This is a genomic window from Mucilaginibacter sp. P4_E8 (genome assembly GCF_056401495.1).
Genome location: NZ_JBFUJG010000011.1, coordinates 166,738 through 182,303 on the forward strand (window position 1 = coordinate 166,738; position 15,566 = coordinate 182,303).

Here is a 15,566-nt window from a genome sequence, read left to right on the forward strand (position 1 = left end):
GCAATCGCCTCACCATAATAAGCACTCATTGCAAACGAGCGCAAGTAGGACGGTGATAACACCGACCACTGGCTAAATATTCGAAGTTAAATCCTCCTGCACCTAAGAGGCTTTATTTATAGTAATTTTTCTTACTTTGGCTTTATGAAAGCCTTAGCCTCAAGTTTATTTATCTTTTTATTTACGATTCCCCAAATTTCCTATTCACAAGTCAAAGGCTATGAAATAAGTGGTWATTCCATTCAATTTGATGGAGTGATTAAAACCGACACCACCATGGATGCTAAAAAACTTTACTCAATGGCAATTGAGTGGTTTGCCACGTCCTTTAACAACTCAAAAGCAGTATTACAGATGCAGGATAAAGAGGCTGGAATTATAGTTGGAAAATCAGTTTTTTCAATTGAATCCAAAGGAAATGTTTTAATGTCATCCACCTATCACAATGTTGATTATACCATCAAATTATACTTCAAAGATGGAAGGTTTAAATACGAATTATCTGACTTCACAAATGAGGGTTACGGCATAATAAAAGATGGTGAAATCACAAAAGCGCCATGGGGAGCAAAAAAAATTGCAACTAAACAATATACAGGACTTCAACAAGGGTGTAATAATAATGCATTAGCCATTGTAACCTCTTTGAAAAACTTCTTCGCTCAAACTACACACAAATCTGATAATTGGTAATGAATACTAAACTATTAGATATTTTAGCAGTTCAACCTATGGTCGGTGTTATCACCGAACCGTAGATAGCCAATAAACATTTCATTATGCCTTATTGCATTTATAATCTTATCACCAAAAGTAAGATGCACTTACTTTGAGTTTTCAATTATACAGAAATTATAATTTATCAATAAAATATTGAGCGTGGTTTGTAAAAAAATCGTGCAGCAATGGCTTTAACTGCTCATAAACTTCATCTGCCCCTTTAGTACCTGCATAACTAACTACAATACCTGCCGCCCTCTGATACCATCGCTTTTTACCCGAAATATAATCAGATTTCAACGATTCAAAATCATTTTTCAACTCAGCTATATCATCAAAAATGATCTCCTGCCCCAATTGAATTTCATTTAATTTTTGAAGAATGGAATCTATTTTGGAGTTTAAATCGCTGACTTCTTCATTCGAAAAAGTATTGGTATCCAAATTATATCCACTATCCCGAAGCAAGCCATATAAAAAAAACAGCATTTCATTTAACGAGTCTAAAGTGCTATCCTGTATAAGTTGATTATGGGAACTTAATTTATTTGACTTAGATGAATACTTAACAACATTATCTTCATGCTCACTTTTAATTTTAACTACACTTAAAATTATCTCGTTAACAAAAACAATTTTCAATCTCAGCTCCTTTAGATAATAAAAATCGCTTTTTATGTCTTGTATAATTTTCTCAGTTGTGTTTATATATGGGTTTGTGAAATTGCCTATATAGATATACAAATTGATGATGTTTTTGGCTTTTTTTTGAGCAACTACATCAAAATCAAAATTTGGTGCAGGAACTGAAATATTGACAGTATTCATAATAAATGCTTAGGTGAAATAAATATACTATTTATATATTTTAAAATTCTTAACTGATTAACCCCTTCCAGCCCGTGGTCGCTATTATCCCCGCACCACATATCTACATAATTAGCATTTCACCCAGCTTTTACCCATCCTCCCGAACCCCGCAAACCACCTCACAAACCTGATACAAATAAATTACATTCAGACCATAAATTTTATGCTGACATTTGGCCGTTAATTCCGTTTAAAAATTACATTTTTGCCAAAATTTTAATAAATGCAAAGTTACCAGGAATTTCTTGATCTAAGTGTAGGTTTTCCGCAGGATGGTTTTGAGATCATCGACGATGAACTATATTTTCAGGACCTTAATTTAATGGAGATGATTGAAACGTATGGCACTCCCCTGCGCTTCACTTATCTGCCCATGATAACTAAAAAAATACAGCAGGCTAAGCTGTTATTTCAGCAGGCTATTGTTAAGAATAATTATCGCGGTAGTTATAAATATTGTTATTGCACCAAGAGCTCGCACTTTAGGCACATTGTTGAAGAAGCGCTTAAAAACGAGATTCACCTGGAAACGTCATCAGCCTTTGATATGCCGATGATTGATGCCCTGGAGAAAAAAGGCGCGGTTAACAAGGATATTACCGTAATATGCAACGGTTTTAAAACCTTCCAGTACAAAACATATATTATTGATATGCTGCATGATGGCTTTAAAAACATCATCCCGGTATTGGATAATAAGGAAGAGTTTAACCTGTACGACGATGAGATCGAGATGGATACTCCATGTAACCTGGGTATCCGTATAGCCGCTGAAGAGCAGCCTGACTCACAATTCTATACCTCGCGTTTAGGTGTGCGTATGGAAGATGTGATCGACTTTTATCATAATAAGATAGAGGATAACCCTAATTTTCAGGTTAAGCTGTTACATTTCTTTATCAACTCTGGTATATCTGATACTCCATACTACTGGAACGAGCTGGAAAAATACGTAACGCTTTATTGCAAATTTAAAAAGGTTAACCCAGCCCTTGATACGCTTGATATTGGTGGCGGTATGCCATTTAAAGACTCACTGGTTTTTGATTTTGATTATGAATACATGATCAATGAGATCGTGAGCCGGATCAAAGAGATCTGTGCCGAGCATGATACCATTGAACCGGATATCATTACCGAGTTTGGCAAATACACTGTTGCCGAAGCATCAGGTATTTTATACAAAGTTTTGGGCCGCAAGCAACAAAACGACCGCGAAAGATGGTTAATGCTTGACGGATCATTCATCACTAACCTACCCGATGTTTGGGCTTTGAACCAAAAATATATCCTGTTACCGGTTAACAACTGGGATTCTGAATATGAGCGCGTAAATCTGGGTGGTATTACCTGCGACGGGCAGGATTATTACAACCAGGAAGCCCACATGAACAGCGTATTTATGCCCAAAACCCGTAAGGTACAATACCTGGGCTTTTTTAATACTGGAGCCTATCAGGAAGTATTAAGCGGTTATGGTGGTATACATCATTGCCTGCTGCCATCGCCAAAGCATGTGATCATCCGCCGCAATCGCGATGAAACATTTAACTTTGAGGTGTTTGGCGAAGAACAGAACAGCAAGCAGGTGCTTAAAATACTGGGTTATACTACATAGTAAGCAGTTGCTGCCAGGCAGGCAGCATTTAAAATACTTGTATAGCGATGGGTTTAAACTCATCGCTATTTTTTTGACCGTTGATTTAGGTGATTGGTGCGATTTCGCTGATTTTTGTCTGAACCATTTGTCTGAACCTGGATTTATGGGATTAAAGGATTATCAGGATTTTGACCGTTGATTGAAGTGATTGATGTGATTTCGTTGATTTTGTCTGAACCTTGATTCGCACGATTAAAGGATTACCATGATTCTTGACCGTTGATTAGGGTGATTTGTTTGATTGCTTTGATTTTTTTGACTAAATTGTTTGTCATTTTACACGCAACACGCAACACGCAACACGCAACACGCAACACGCAACACGCAACTCACTTCCCCGACGCTACACCCCAATAGCAACTGTTCCTGATCTTTTTAAGGATGGCTGGTGTTACGCTCGATACTTCCTGCTGGTATTTATTTTCGTTATTGAGTAAATACATGGAGCCGTTTTCGTTGTTGTAAACATATGCGCACAACTTTTTTTCTTCACCATCCTCATTTTGCCTTACATCAACTTTTAATCCATTAGTTACTTTACTGTTGTTTGCAGGTTCGGCCGGTGCAGATGCCCTGATCCAGTTAACTGTATAAGTTATATTTTGGGGTAAGACTGATGCGGTTTTTTCTTTGTAGCTTTTACTGGTCTGTATCACCTGTAACAGGCATTTTACACAGGGATCGGCAACGGTAGCTGTACCATAGTTTTTTTGCGGGTTATTGATCACACTATCTTTTTTACCGGCTACCTGCACCGTGGTTTTTGAAATATCATTTGATACGGGCTTTGATTTGGAATTACCACAGGCACATAACGCTATGATTAAAACACAAAAGCAGGAATTTAATTTTAACACACTCATATTACACTTATACTATATTTTATTCTATATACAGTATACAGTATTTAAAGCTTTTTGTGTTATCGCACCATAAATTACATTTCATCATCCGTTATTAGCAAAATCATGGCTATCTAAATTTAAACATGGTTTTTATTGCATTTAACGGACAGGAAAAGACGGCTTTTCTCTAAAAATTCCTTAAAATTGTCTGATTTAATTTTACCCTGCAATTAAACAAGCCGGCAGGACTTAATCAGCATAACAATTTTGCAAAAATCAGGTTATACCTGGTATAATTTAATTTGAAACATACCTTTACAGGTATTATACTAAGATGACTAAAAGCGATAAAGTTTCAGGAACAACGGTTGATGTAGTTTTAATAGGTGCTGGTATCATGAGCGCTACACTGGGAGTAATGCTTAAAGAGCTTCAACCCGATTTAACCATTGAAATTTTTGAACGACTTGATGTTATAGCCTCAGAAAGTTCGGCCGCCATGAACAATGCAGGTACAGGCCACTCCGCTTTTTGCGAACTAAATTATACCCCCGAACTTCCTGATGGCACTGTTGAAATAAAAAAAGCCATAAAAATTGCCGAACAGTTTGAAACCACCAAAGAGTTTTGGACTTATCTTATCGAGCAAAAATATATCCCATCGCCACAAAGCTTTATTCGCAAAGTACCGCACATGAGCTTTGTTTGGGGGCCCGAAAATGTAAATTACCTAAAAAAGCGCCAGCAGGCCCTTACCAAACATCACTTTTTTAAAGGGATGGAGTACTCAGAAGATCGTACACAGATCCAAAAATGGATACCCCTGGTAATGGAGGGGCGCGATGAGAACGAAAAGGTATCGGCCACATTCATGGATATGGGTACCGATGTAAATTTTGGCAGTTTAACCAGCAGCCTGTTTGATCAGTTAAAACAAAAACAAGGCGTTAGCCTGCACCTCAATCATGATGTAAGGAACCTTAAACGCAATCAGGATGGCAGCTGGCTGGTAACCGTAAAAGACAAAACAAACGGGCAAAAAAGAAAACTTAACGCAAAATTTGTTTTTGTTGGTGCGGGTGGTGGCGCTTTGCCGCTGCTTCAAAAATCGGGCATTGCCGAAAGTAAAGGTTTTGGCGGTTTCCCGGTAAGCGGGCAATGGCTGGTGTGCAATAACCCCGATGTAATAAAACGACATGAGGCTAAAGTTTATGGTAAGGCTTCGGTTGGTTCGCCGCCAATGTCGGTACCGCATTTGGATACCCGCATGATCAATGGCAAAAGAGAATTGCTTTTTGGGCCTTATGCCGGCTTCTCTACCCGTTTTTTAAAGAGGGGTTCGCTGCTTGATCTGTTCTGCTCTATAAAACTGAATAACATAGGCCCGCTGCTTGCCGTAGGGCGCGATAATATGGCGCTAACCAAATACCTCATCAGCCAGGTATTACAATCGCCCACAGACCGTTTAAAAGCCCTGCAAGAGTATCTGCCAACAGCAAACCAAAACGACTGGACGCTTGATATAGCCGGTCAGCGCGTACAGGTTATAAAGAAAGACGCCAAACATGGTGGTGTACTGGAGTTTGGTACCGAAGTAGTAACATCTGCCGATGGCAGCATTTCGGCACTGCTTGGCGCTTCGCCGGGCGCGTCAACATCAGTGCCTATCATGGTACACCTCATTGAGCGCTGCTTTAAAAGCCATATCAAAACCAACGGTTGGCAACAAAAATTAAAGCAAATGATCCCGTCATACGGTCAGTCATTAGCCAATGACGAAGTTTTAAGCGAAGCTACCAGGGCAAGGACAAGCAAGGCGCTGGGATTAGATTAAGTTAATTTAATTATCGTGCACCAGTGTAAAACTGATTGGTACAGTATAGGTAATTCTTGAAATTATACCATATATGTAACATGGCGTCCAGTTAGGGGAGTTATAAATTGCATTTAATGCTTCATTATCAATACTTGGATAAACACTTTTAACAACCCGGATAACTGATAATGAACCATCTTTTTCAACAATAAATCTCACGTGAACTCTGCCTTGTATTTTTTTATTTATCGCATCTGTAGGATATCTAAGAGTTCTGCCTAAAAATGCACCAAACAGGTTCAGTCCTCCTTTAAATTCAGGTGCAACAAATATTTCACTAAAAGGGTACTCCTTACCTGAAATACTATAACTTTTTCCTTCTTTTAATTGACCATTGGTGTAATTACATATATACTTTACAGTATCGTTAAGCTTACCGTGCCATTCACCATTAGCAAAACCATTAGTTACCATACCCTCTGCAAAAGGGGTCTTAAAATCGTCATGATACTCAATCCATTTTCCGTTACCATTTTCTGTTAAAACATTTCCTGCCGAATCCAGGCAATCCTTCAAAAATACAAATGGTCCCCCGGCATTCTTTTTCATATCCAAATTTTTAATGATGGTTTTTGTAGTATTCATCCGGCCATTGGGGAAATAGTCTACAATATAATCTACGTATATGCCATCACGAAAAGTACAAATCCTTTTTTTATGCCCGTTTTCAGAAAATCCAATGCTCGGCCCCTCTAACTTTACATCATAATTTGATGATTCTGATTTTCCCATGGCTTTTAATTTCCCGCTCAAATAATAGTCATTTACATCATAAAGACCATCTGTTTTATCTGGTGATATCACAGCTCTTATAAAATCGGCATCTTCCTTTTTTTCGACAGGAACACCTGTTTCGAGAGGATTTGATTCATAAAAAGCAGGTACAGTTTTCATGTAATACAAAGTAGTATCGGTTTTTGAATAAGCGGTATGGCTAATCATAGCACATAAAATAAATGCGAGTAAGGTTTTGGTCATAAACAATATAAAAAAAGCGGAGACAATTTATTACCGTTTCCGCTTTAAATATAGCAAATTGGCCAAATACCTACTGAAACAAAGTGGCCGATATATTATTATTTACCGCCGTTTCTTTAACCTTAAACTCAGCAGGCTGCCCCAGTAAAGTTGTTTTGATCGAAAACGGGATTTTGATACCTCCGGTTATACCTTCGTAATTACTCCATTCAGTTACCGAACTTATAGGGCCCTCTATTACTTGTTTTACCTTTAAGCCGGTCTTTTGGTTGTAAAAGTTCTTTATTCTGGCCCCATCGGCAATGTTTACATCAATTTCATAAGCCAGATCGCCGTTCACAATTTTTAGTGCTGAATCAAGCTCTAAGGCATAACCATTTTTTTCATAATCGAGCTCAGGGAATGGTTTGCTCTTAACCTTCATTATTTTTTTACTTACATCGTCCAAAGTAATTTCCCTGTTAAGCTGCTGGGCGCTCATATTTTCGCCATTTATTAAAACATGATTCACTATAAGGTTATTATATGACGGCACAGTTGTTTGCTGAAAAAACATATCTGGAGTCCTGTAACGGGTTACCATTTGCACTTCGGACCCCTGCACTATACTGGTTGATGAAATTTGCAGATCCTTGATATTTTTTAATTTTTCGGCCCCGCCAATATCATCAATATAAGTTTTAATTATGCTGGCTGCCGTAATGCCTTTAGGTATAGGCAAACCACTAAATGAATTATTTTCGGGATTTATATCCGGTAAAAGATGATCGGGGTCAATAGTAGCCAAAACAATTCTTGAGGTAGATTTATAGGGGAAAGTCCAAACACCGCCGCGCTGCCATATTTCAACAGGCAGCTTTACTGTAGCTGTTTTACCGTTTTCTTCTTTGATCAAAATGGCTACCGGCAGCGCCATTTCTTCCTGGTTCTCCAGGGTAATGAGCGCCCCTTTTGTGGCATCACCATTAGGATAGGTAATATCCCTTATCCCCTGATCAAGCTTCCAGGTAGTAAAGAACCACTCATTCCAAAACCAGCTCAGATCTTCGCCTGCGGCGTTATCCATGGTATGAAAAAAGTCCCATGGTGTGGGGTGTTTAAATGCCCACCGTTTAATATAGGTTTTAAAGGCATAATCAAAACGTTGCTCACCAAGTATTTGTTCGCGTAAAATGGTTAGGCCCAATGCCGGTTTTTCATAAGCCGCCACGCCTAAAAATTCGGCCTGCAAAACATCAGGTATGGTCATAATGGGTTCAGCATCCTGATTAAACAACCCGGGCGCCGCCTTTTGCTCATCAGGCTTTACATAATACTCGCCTTTATTAAACACTTTGGTATCTACATTATTTAAAAAAGTGTTAAAGCCTTCGTCCATCCAGGCATATTTGCGTTCGTTTGATCCTACAATCATCGGGAACCAGTTATGCCCAAACTCATGATTGGTAACTTCCCACAATTCTCCCGTCTTATTTTCTGAACCGCAAAAAACAATCCCCGGGTATTCCATACCGCCAACTGTACCTGCTACATTGGTAGCCACCGGGTAAGTGTACTCAAACCATTGGTTCGAATACAGTTCAATTGCACCTTTTACATATTCGGTTGATCTCCCCCAACCCGCGTTACCCTTACTCTCAACCGGATAAACCGATTGCGCGAGGGCCTTTTTGCCGCTGGGTAAATTTATACGGGCGGCATCCCATATAAATGCTTTTGATGCAGCCCAGGCCACATCGCGTGCATTTTTACAAACAAAATGCCAGGTAAGCACCGGTTTTTTAGGGCGATCATTGCCCCGTAAAATATCGGTCGAATCTTTTATCGTGACTGTTTTATCACTTTTACGGGCCTCGGCCAAACGGCTTAAAGTTGTGGGCGAATACACCTCATTGGGATTAAGCAGCTCGCCTGAGCCAACCACAACTAAGCTCGATGGCGCGGTAATAGTATAATCAAAATTACCATACTCCAGGTAAAATTCACCTGCGCCAAGATACGGCAGGGTGTTCCATCCCGTTACATCGTCATAAACCTCCATACGCGGATACCATTGTGCCATTTCGTATATCCAGCCATTTTTAGTGAGTAAGCGTCCCATACGGTCGGTTCCATACTGTGGAATGTCAAATCCATACTCAATTTTTATCTGCAGCTTGCTGCCACCTGCTTTTAATGAATCTTTCAGTTTTATTTGCAGGCGGGTATCGGTCACTAAATAATCAGCTTTTTCGGTTTTGCCATTCTTTGTTACATAAATGGCCTTTATTTCATCGCCTTTGGTATATGATTTATTGCTAAACCGTCCGCCGGTTATGGGGCTGGTAGCCTCGGCACGGGAGTCTTCCTTATAAATATTCTGCTCTACCTGTAACCATAAAAAAGGCAGCGCGTCAGGACTGTTATTGGTATAAGTGATCAAAGCTGTGCCATCAACCCGGTGCTTTGCGGTATCCAATGTAATATTCAGCTTATAATCAGCACGGTTTTGCCAGTATTTTGAACCTGGTGCACCACCGGCATTTCTAAACTCGTTGCCTTTTTCAGGATAAAAAAGCGGATTAAATACCTTATGCTGATCATATTTTGCACCGGTTTGATCAGCACTTTGCCCATATCCTGTGCACGTATAAACGCACAACAGGATAAAAAGCGTTATTTTATAAAACTTCATGAATCTCTCCCGATTTATTATGAACGCCAATATATTAAAATTATACCTATGCAAATAGGTGATAACGATCATATAACATATTTTAACATATTATTATTGTTACAGAAAGAACAAAAGAGGAATGATAAAAAGAGAAAGGATAGAAGATTAGAGACAAAAAATAATAAGTATAGATCTGATGAATAATCCCATTTTTACATACATCCTCTTGCCTTAAAAAGCCTTTCTCTTTTATCCTACTATAATCATTACCTATTTTTTATATTTTTGCGGATGATTAAGAGCGCATAAAACCATCGCCCGGCATCACATTCCTAATAAATGGATATATCAGTAGTAGTACCGCTTTATGACGAAATAGAATCATTGCCTGAGTTAACCTCATGGATAAGCAAGGTAATGGATGAACATCGTTTTACCTACGAGATCATACTTATTGATGATGGCAGCAAGGACGGTTCATGGGAAATGATCAGGAAACTGCAGCTAAATAATCCTTTTATTAAAGGCATTAAATTCAGGCGCAATTATGGCAAATCGGCAGCGCTGAACACTGGGTTCGCGGCTGCAAACGGTAATGTTATTATCACCATGGATGCCGATCTGCAGGACAGCCCCGATGAGATCCCGGAGCTTTACCGCCGCATCACCGAAGAAAATTACGACCTCATATCGGGCTGGAAAGCTAAACGGTATGATCCGCTGAGTAAAACCATACCCACTAAATTATTTAATGCCGCTACACGCAAAATGAGTGGTATTAATAATCTGCATGATTTTAACTGCGGTTTAAAAGCTTACCGCAAAACCGTAGTAAAAAACATTGAGGTTTACGGCGAAATGCACCGTTATATACCCGTACTGGCCAAGTGGGCAGGCTTTACCAAAATTGGTGAACAGGTGGTTGAGCACCGCGCCCGTAAATACGGCAAAACCAAGTTTGGCATGAGCCGCTTTGTAAATGGTTTCTTAGACCTCCTTTCCATATTTTTTGTAGGCAAATTTGGCAAGCGCCCCATGCACTTTTTTGGCACTATGGGTACACTTAGCTTTTTTGCTGGTTTAGTAATCGCTATTTGGATCATTTGCGAAAAACTTTACCTGATAGCCCATAACGAAAAATACAGGGATATAACAGCAAACCCATTATTTTATATAGCCTTAGTAGCCATAATTTTAGGTTCGCAGTTATTTTTAACCGGTTTTGTTGCCGAACTGGTATCAAGAAACGCAAACGAACGTAATAATTATCAGGTAGAGGAGACACTCTGATGTGCAGATTTCAAATGTGCGGATGTGCAAATGAAAGAATTGTTAATGTAAAGATGAGAGATTATAAGGAGTTATAAATTATCAAAAAAAATGAATATTTGCACATTTGAAATCTTCACATCCAAATTTTCATCTGCATATTTGCACATCTGAAATCTGCACATTTGCATATCTGCACATTTAACAACATGGTTTTTTCCATCATCATTCCTTTATACAACCGGCCGCAGGAAATCAAAGAACTGCTGGAAACCCTTACACTGCAAACTTATAAGCAGTTTGAGGTTTTGGTAATTGAAGATGGTTCTGTTCATGATGCCGAAACTATTGTAAACAGCTTTACAGACCGGCTTAACGTTCGTTATTTTAAAAAATCAAACGAAGGCCAGGGCTTTACCCGCAACTATGGTTTTGAGCGGGCCAAAGGCGATTATTTTATAATCTTTGATTCTGATTGCCTTATCCCCGCCAATTACCTGGAGATAGTAAATAATTCATTAGCCACCAATTATCTTGATGCCTATGGCGGCCCTGATGGTGCCCACGCGTCATTTACGCCCACACAAAAGGCTATCAGCTACTCCATGACCTCCCCTTTTACAACCGGGGGCATACGCGGCAATAAAAAAGCTATAGGGCAGTTTCATCCGCGCAGTTTTAATATGGGTGTATCAAGACAGGTATGGGAAAAAGCCGGTGGATTTATCATTACCCGCCTGGGCGAAGACATTGAATACAGCATCCGCATCCACTCCCTGGGTTTTAAAATAGGGTTGATACCTGATGCCATAGTTTATCATAAAAGGCGCACCAATTTTTTACAGTTTTACAAACAGCTTCATTTTTTTGGCAGAGCGCGTATTAACATTTACAAATTTTTCCCTGAACAATTAAAGCTGGTACATTTTTTTCCGGCTGCATTTACTTTGTTCATTCTGGGTACTATTGTTTTTAATTTATTAAATTGGCAAATAGCCCAATTAGGTAACTTTATATTGGCATTAATTATTTTGTTAATATTTTTTCACGCGTGGTGGAAAAACAAATCGGCAAAAATTGCATTTTTGAGCATTATTGCCGCCTTCACCCAACTTATTGCCTACGGGTTAGGATTTATGCAGGATTTTTGGAAGCGAGTAATTTTTAACAGATCATAAATAACCTATGTACCACCCCTTTTCTGTTGCGGAAACTATTAAAACTGCATGGAATATTTTTAAGAAAAATTTTGTAACCATTATTGTTTATTCGGCAATATCGTTTTTCCTGCTTAGCATATTGGCTCTTTTAATTCAATTTCTTATTCCAAGCGAAGAGTTTATTGGTGAAATGCTGGTTTCTATGTTACTGATATTTGTACAAGCCTATACAACCCTGGGGCTATATAAATTGATATTTACTGTAATTGACAGTGAATATTATGAATTTGAATATAAACAGGTATTGCCCACTTTTAAAATGGTTGTTAGTTACATAGCCGTGGTTTTTATACTTGCCTTTGTTTTAACAAACAGTCGTATCATTATTGATAAACTTGACGCCTATCCTAATATACAATTGGCAGCAATAAGCATCGCCATTATACTTGGATTGTTTCTGTTATTAAGAATAATGTTTTTTAATACATTTATTGTCGACGACCGCTCCGGTCCGCTGGAATCGCTTAAACAAAGCTTTCAGCTTACTAAAGGCTACTTTTTTAAAGTTTTGATTATATTAGTCATCATATTAGTGCTAATAGCTTTACCCGCAAAACTTGCTCAAACTTATCCGGTAATATCAATTGCTATACTGTTTACCTATCCGTTTGTAAATATTATATTGGCTGTTACTTACCGTAAATTAGTTTATAGCCACAAGGATGTAGATGATGATATTGCCGAAACTTATTAGCCAATGGGATTAAAATCTGCATTAAGCAAAGTGTTTGCAGCCCTGGTGAACCGGGAGCTTAACCAGGTACGGAAAAACGCGGTATCGCTGCAGCAAAAAACCTTTACTGATCTTGTTCATGCCGCCAGGGATACCGACTTTGGCAAGGCACACCATTTTGCACAGATCAACAACTATGACGATTTTAAGAAAAATGTCCCCATACATGATTACGAGGACCTGCGCCCTTATATTGACCGCGTTGTAAATGGCGAAGAGAATGTGCTGTGGCCTGGCAAACCGGCTTATCTGGCCAAAACGTCGGGCACTACATCGGGCGTAAAATATATTCCTATATCCAAAGAGAGCATGCCCGAACATATTAAAGCCGCGCGCAATGCCCTGCTCAGCTATATTCATGAAACTGGCAATGCTGATTTTGTGGATGGTAAAATGATATTTTTACAGGGCAGCCCTGTGCTATCCGTTAAGGCAGGTGTATCAATAGGCAGGCTATCGGGCATTGTTGCCCACCATGTGCCGGCCTATTTACAAAAAAACCGTCTGCCCAGTTACGAGGTAAATTGCATTGAAGACTGGGAGCAAAAGGTTGATGCCATTGTAGAGGAAACTTTTAACCAGGACATGCGCCTCATATCGGGCATACCACCCTGGTGCCAGATGTATTTCGACAGACTATCGGCCAAAGCCGGGGGCAAAAAAGTTAAAGACATATTCCCCAATTTTAAACTGTTTGTGCATGGCGGTGTAAATTACGAACCCTATCGTGCCCGCATGGAAGAAAGTATTGGTGCAAAGATCGACTCCATCGAGACCTACCCGGCATCCGAAGGTTTCATCGCCTTCCAGGATTCGCAAAAAGAAAAAGGATTATTGCTACTGGTTGATTCTGGTGTATTTTATGAGTTTATCCCATCCGAAGAATATTTTAATGAGCACCCTACCCGTATCAATATCAAAGATGTGGAACTGGATAAAAACTATGCCCTCATCATGAACACCAGCGCGGGTTTATGGGGCTATAGCCTGGGTGACACCATTAAATTTGTATCAAAAGATCCCTATAAGATCGTAGTAACCGGCAGAATCAAGCACTATATCTCGGCCTTTGGCGAGCATGTTATTGGCGAAGAAGTAGAACAATCATTAATGAGCGTAGCAAGGGAAGAAGGTGTTGATGTAGTGGAATTCACCGTTGCCCCGCAGGTTAATCCGCCGGCCGGGCAACTACCCTACCATGAATGGTTTATTGAGTTTGGCTCGGCCCCGGCCGATCTGAAAGCTTTCGCACTTAAAGTAGATAAAGCGCTGCAAAAGAAAAATATTTACTACTTTGACCTCATTGAAGGTAACATTTTGCAACCTTTGATCATCCAAAGCCTGCAAAAGGACGCGTTTATAAATTATATGCGTTCGCAGGGTAAACTTGGGGGGCAAAATAAAGTGCCAAGACTGGCCAACGACAGGAAGATTGCAGACGAATTAAAGGAATACGCTAATAATAAGTAACTTTGACATTGTTAAGATAACAAGCTGCAAACGCTGCGTTCATCTTAATGATTAATTGAAACAGGACCATCATTGACTAATCATACAAAAAACATTGCCATTCTTGGCTCTACAGGCAGTATAGGAACGCAAACACTTGAAGTGGTAAGGAACAACAGCAATTTGTTCAGGGCATTTTTGCTTACTGCACATTCCAATGCCGATCTGCTCATTAATCAGGCTATTGAATTTGAGCCAGAGTATGCCATTATATGTGATCAAAGCAAATACCTGGAAGTTAAAGCCGCGCTGGCACACCTGCCGGTAAAAGTACTTGCCGGGCACCAGGCTATTATTGATACCATAACCCATCCCGACATTGCCATGGTGCTTACCGCCATGGTTGGCTTTGCGGGGCTTGAGCCTACCATTGCTGCCATTAAAGCTGGTAAAACTATAGCGTTAGCCAATAAAGAAACTTTGGTTGTGGCCGGCGAACTGATAACAGCCCTGGCCAAACAGCATGGGGTTAAAATTTTACCGGTCGACTCAGAACATTCAGCAATATTTCAATGCCTTGCCGGTGAGGAAGCCAACCCCATTGAAAAACTTATTATTACTGCCTCCGGTGGCCCCTTCCGCGGTCGTAATATTGATTTCCTGGCTAACGTAACCCGTGAGGATGCCCTGAAACACCCCAACTGGGTAATGGGTGCCAAGATCACCATTGATTCGGCATCGCTCATGAACAAAGGCTTGGAGGTAATTGAGGCCAAATGGTTGTTTGGTGTAGAGGCCGACCAGGTTGAAGTGATCGTTCATCCGCAATCTATTGTTCATTCCCTGGTACAGTTTAGGGATGGCTCCATCAAGGCGCAAATGGGCCTGCCTGATATGAAGCTGCCTATTCAATATGCATTAACTTATCCGCATCGTATACAAACTAACTTTAAACGCTTTAACTTTACAGATTATCCTAATTTAACGTTCGAAAAACCAGATCTGGATACTTTTCGTAATCTTAGTTTAGCATTCGCGGCGTTAAAGCAAGGCGGCAATATGCCATGCATTATAAATGCCGCTAATGAGGTAGCTGTTGCGGGTTTTTTAAATCACACTATCGGCTTTTTGGCCATGAGCAACGTGATTGAAGAATGTATGCAGCAAATAAACTACATAGCACAACCAACCTTATCCGACTATTTGAATACTGATAAAGAAACACGCATCTTTGCGCAAAATTTAATACAACAATTGCCGTTAAAGGCAATACAACTTTAAAATATACAT

The 15,566-nt window shown here is 39.6% G+C and carries 12 protein-coding genes; 8 read left to right on the plus strand and 4 right to left on the minus strand.

Annotated features, from left to right (window positions below):
• The first annotated feature begins 144 nt into the window (after nucleotides 1-144).
• The gene (locus AC1DRQ_RS07345) at nucleotides 145-693 is read left to right on the plus strand and encodes a DUF4468 domain-containing protein (RefSeq protein WP_477423265.1); all 549 of its coding nucleotides are present in this window, start codon (nucleotides 145-147) and stop codon (nucleotides 691-693) included.
• Between the two features lie 159 nt (nucleotides 694-852).
• On the opposite strand, the gene AC1DRQ_RS07350 is transcribed toward AC1DRQ_RS07345, so the two are convergent.
• Entirely contained in the window at nucleotides 853-1,548 is a 696-nt protein-coding gene (locus tag AC1DRQ_RS07350; protein WP_477423266.1) for a hypothetical protein, read from the minus strand.
• 265 nt (nucleotides 1,549-1,813) lie between these two features.
• Here AC1DRQ_RS07350 and AC1DRQ_RS07355 point away from each other — a divergent pair, with 265 nt between their 5' ends.
• Nucleotides 1,814-3,208, plus strand: a complete 1,395-nt coding sequence (locus AC1DRQ_RS07355) for an arginine decarboxylase (protein WP_477423268.1) — start codon at nucleotides 1,814-1,816, stop codon at nucleotides 3,206-3,208.
• A gap of 371 nt (nucleotides 3,209-3,579) precedes the next feature.
• On the opposite strand, the gene AC1DRQ_RS07360 is transcribed toward AC1DRQ_RS07355, so the two are convergent.
• Nucleotides 3,580-4,113: a hypothetical protein gene (locus tag AC1DRQ_RS07360; RefSeq protein ID WP_429399447.1), complete on the minus strand. Its 534-nt coding sequence runs from the start codon at nucleotides 4,111-4,113 to the stop codon at nucleotides 3,580-3,582.
• Nucleotides 4,114-4,429: 316 nt separating this feature from the next.
• Here AC1DRQ_RS07360 and AC1DRQ_RS07365 point away from each other — a divergent pair, with 316 nt between their 5' ends.
• Complete coding sequence (locus AC1DRQ_RS07365) at nucleotides 4,430-5,929, plus strand: malate:quinone oxidoreductase (RefSeq protein ID WP_477423271.1); 1,500 nt, start codon at nucleotides 4,430-4,432, stop codon at nucleotides 5,927-5,929.
• A 6-nt stretch (nucleotides 5,930-5,935) separates the two neighbouring features.
• On the opposite strand, the gene AC1DRQ_RS07370 is transcribed toward AC1DRQ_RS07365, so the two are convergent.
• Both AC1DRQ_RS07370 and AC1DRQ_RS07375 read right to left on the minus strand, forming a co-directional pair.
• Nucleotides 5,936-6,949, minus strand: a complete 1,014-nt coding sequence (locus tag AC1DRQ_RS07370) for an energy transducer TonB (protein ID WP_477423272.1) — start codon at nucleotides 6,947-6,949, stop codon at nucleotides 5,936-5,938.
• A gap of 70 nt (nucleotides 6,950-7,019) precedes the next feature.
• Nucleotides 7,020-9,623 carry a M1 family metallopeptidase gene (locus tag AC1DRQ_RS07375; protein WP_477423274.1) on the minus strand — a complete coding sequence of 868 codons (2,604 nt, stop codon included), beginning with the start codon at nucleotides 9,621-9,623 and terminating at the stop codon, nucleotides 7,020-7,022.
• 321 nt (nucleotides 9,624-9,944) lie between these two features.
• Between AC1DRQ_RS07375 and AC1DRQ_RS07380 the strand changes: the two genes are divergently transcribed.
• The 5 genes from AC1DRQ_RS07380 (at nucleotide 9,945) to AC1DRQ_RS07400 (ending at nucleotide 15,557) form a co-directional block, all read left to right on the plus strand.
• Nucleotides 9,945-10,895, plus strand: coding sequence for a glycosyltransferase family 2 protein (locus AC1DRQ_RS07380; protein WP_429399444.1), 951 nt, complete (start codon nucleotides 9,945-9,947; stop codon nucleotides 10,893-10,895).
• Between the two features lie 188 nt (nucleotides 10,896-11,083).
• Nucleotides 11,084-12,052, plus strand: a complete 969-nt coding sequence (locus tag AC1DRQ_RS07385) for a glycosyltransferase family 2 protein (protein ID WP_477423277.1) — start codon at nucleotides 11,084-11,086, stop codon at nucleotides 12,050-12,052.
• A 7-nt stretch (nucleotides 12,053-12,059) separates the two neighbouring features.
• Nucleotides 12,060-12,788 (plus strand): hypothetical protein, encoded by a 729-nt coding sequence (locus AC1DRQ_RS07390; RefSeq protein ID WP_477423279.1) that lies wholly within the window; start codon nucleotides 12,060-12,062, stop codon nucleotides 12,786-12,788.
• 3 nt (nucleotides 12,789-12,791) lie between these two features.
• On the plus strand, nucleotides 12,792-14,297 hold the full coding sequence (locus tag AC1DRQ_RS07395) for a GH3 auxin-responsive promoter family protein (protein WP_477423281.1): 1,506 nt from the start codon (nucleotides 12,792-12,794) through the stop codon (nucleotides 14,295-14,297).
• 72 nt (nucleotides 14,298-14,369) lie between these two features.
• Entirely contained in the window at nucleotides 14,370-15,557 is a 1,188-nt protein-coding gene (locus tag AC1DRQ_RS07400; RefSeq protein WP_477423283.1) for a 1-deoxy-D-xylulose-5-phosphate reductoisomerase, read from the plus strand.
• Nucleotides 15,558-15,566: the final 9 nt, after the last annotated feature.

Excerpts from the sequence above, each read along its gene's own strand:
- AC1DRQ_RS07350 (WP_477423266.1), bottom strand. The coding sequence starts at position 1,548 with ATGAATACTGTCAATATTTCAGTTCCTGCACCAAATTTTGATTTTGAT.
- AC1DRQ_RS07355 (WP_477423268.1), top strand. The coding sequence starts at position 1,814 with ATGCAAAGTTACCAGGAATTTCTTGATCTAAGTGTAGGTTTTCCGCAG.
- AC1DRQ_RS07360 (WP_429399447.1), bottom strand. The coding sequence starts at position 4,113 with ATGAGTGTGTTAAAATTAAATTCCTGCTTTTGTGTTTTAATCATAGCG.
- AC1DRQ_RS07365 (WP_477423271.1), top strand. The coding sequence starts at position 4,430 with ATGACTAAAAGCGATAAAGTTTCAGGAACAACGGTTGATGTAGTTTTA.
- AC1DRQ_RS07370 (WP_477423272.1), bottom strand. The coding sequence starts at position 6,949 with ATGACCAAAACCTTACTCGCATTTATTTTATGTGCTATGATTAGCCAT.
- AC1DRQ_RS07375 (WP_477423274.1), bottom strand. The coding sequence starts at position 9,623 with ATGAAGTTTTATAAAATAACGCTTTTTATCCTGTTGTGCGTTTATACG.
- AC1DRQ_RS07380 (WP_429399444.1), top strand. The coding sequence starts at position 9,945 with ATGGATATATCAGTAGTAGTACCGCTTTATGACGAAATAGAATCATTG.
- AC1DRQ_RS07385 (WP_477423277.1), top strand. The coding sequence starts at position 11,084 with ATGGTTTTTTCCATCATCATTCCTTTATACAACCGGCCGCAGGAAATC.
- AC1DRQ_RS07390 (WP_477423279.1), top strand. The coding sequence starts at position 12,060 with ATGTACCACCCCTTTTCTGTTGCGGAAACTATTAAAACTGCATGGAAT.
- AC1DRQ_RS07395 (WP_477423281.1), top strand. The coding sequence starts at position 12,792 with ATGGGATTAAAATCTGCATTAAGCAAAGTGTTTGCAGCCCTGGTGAAC.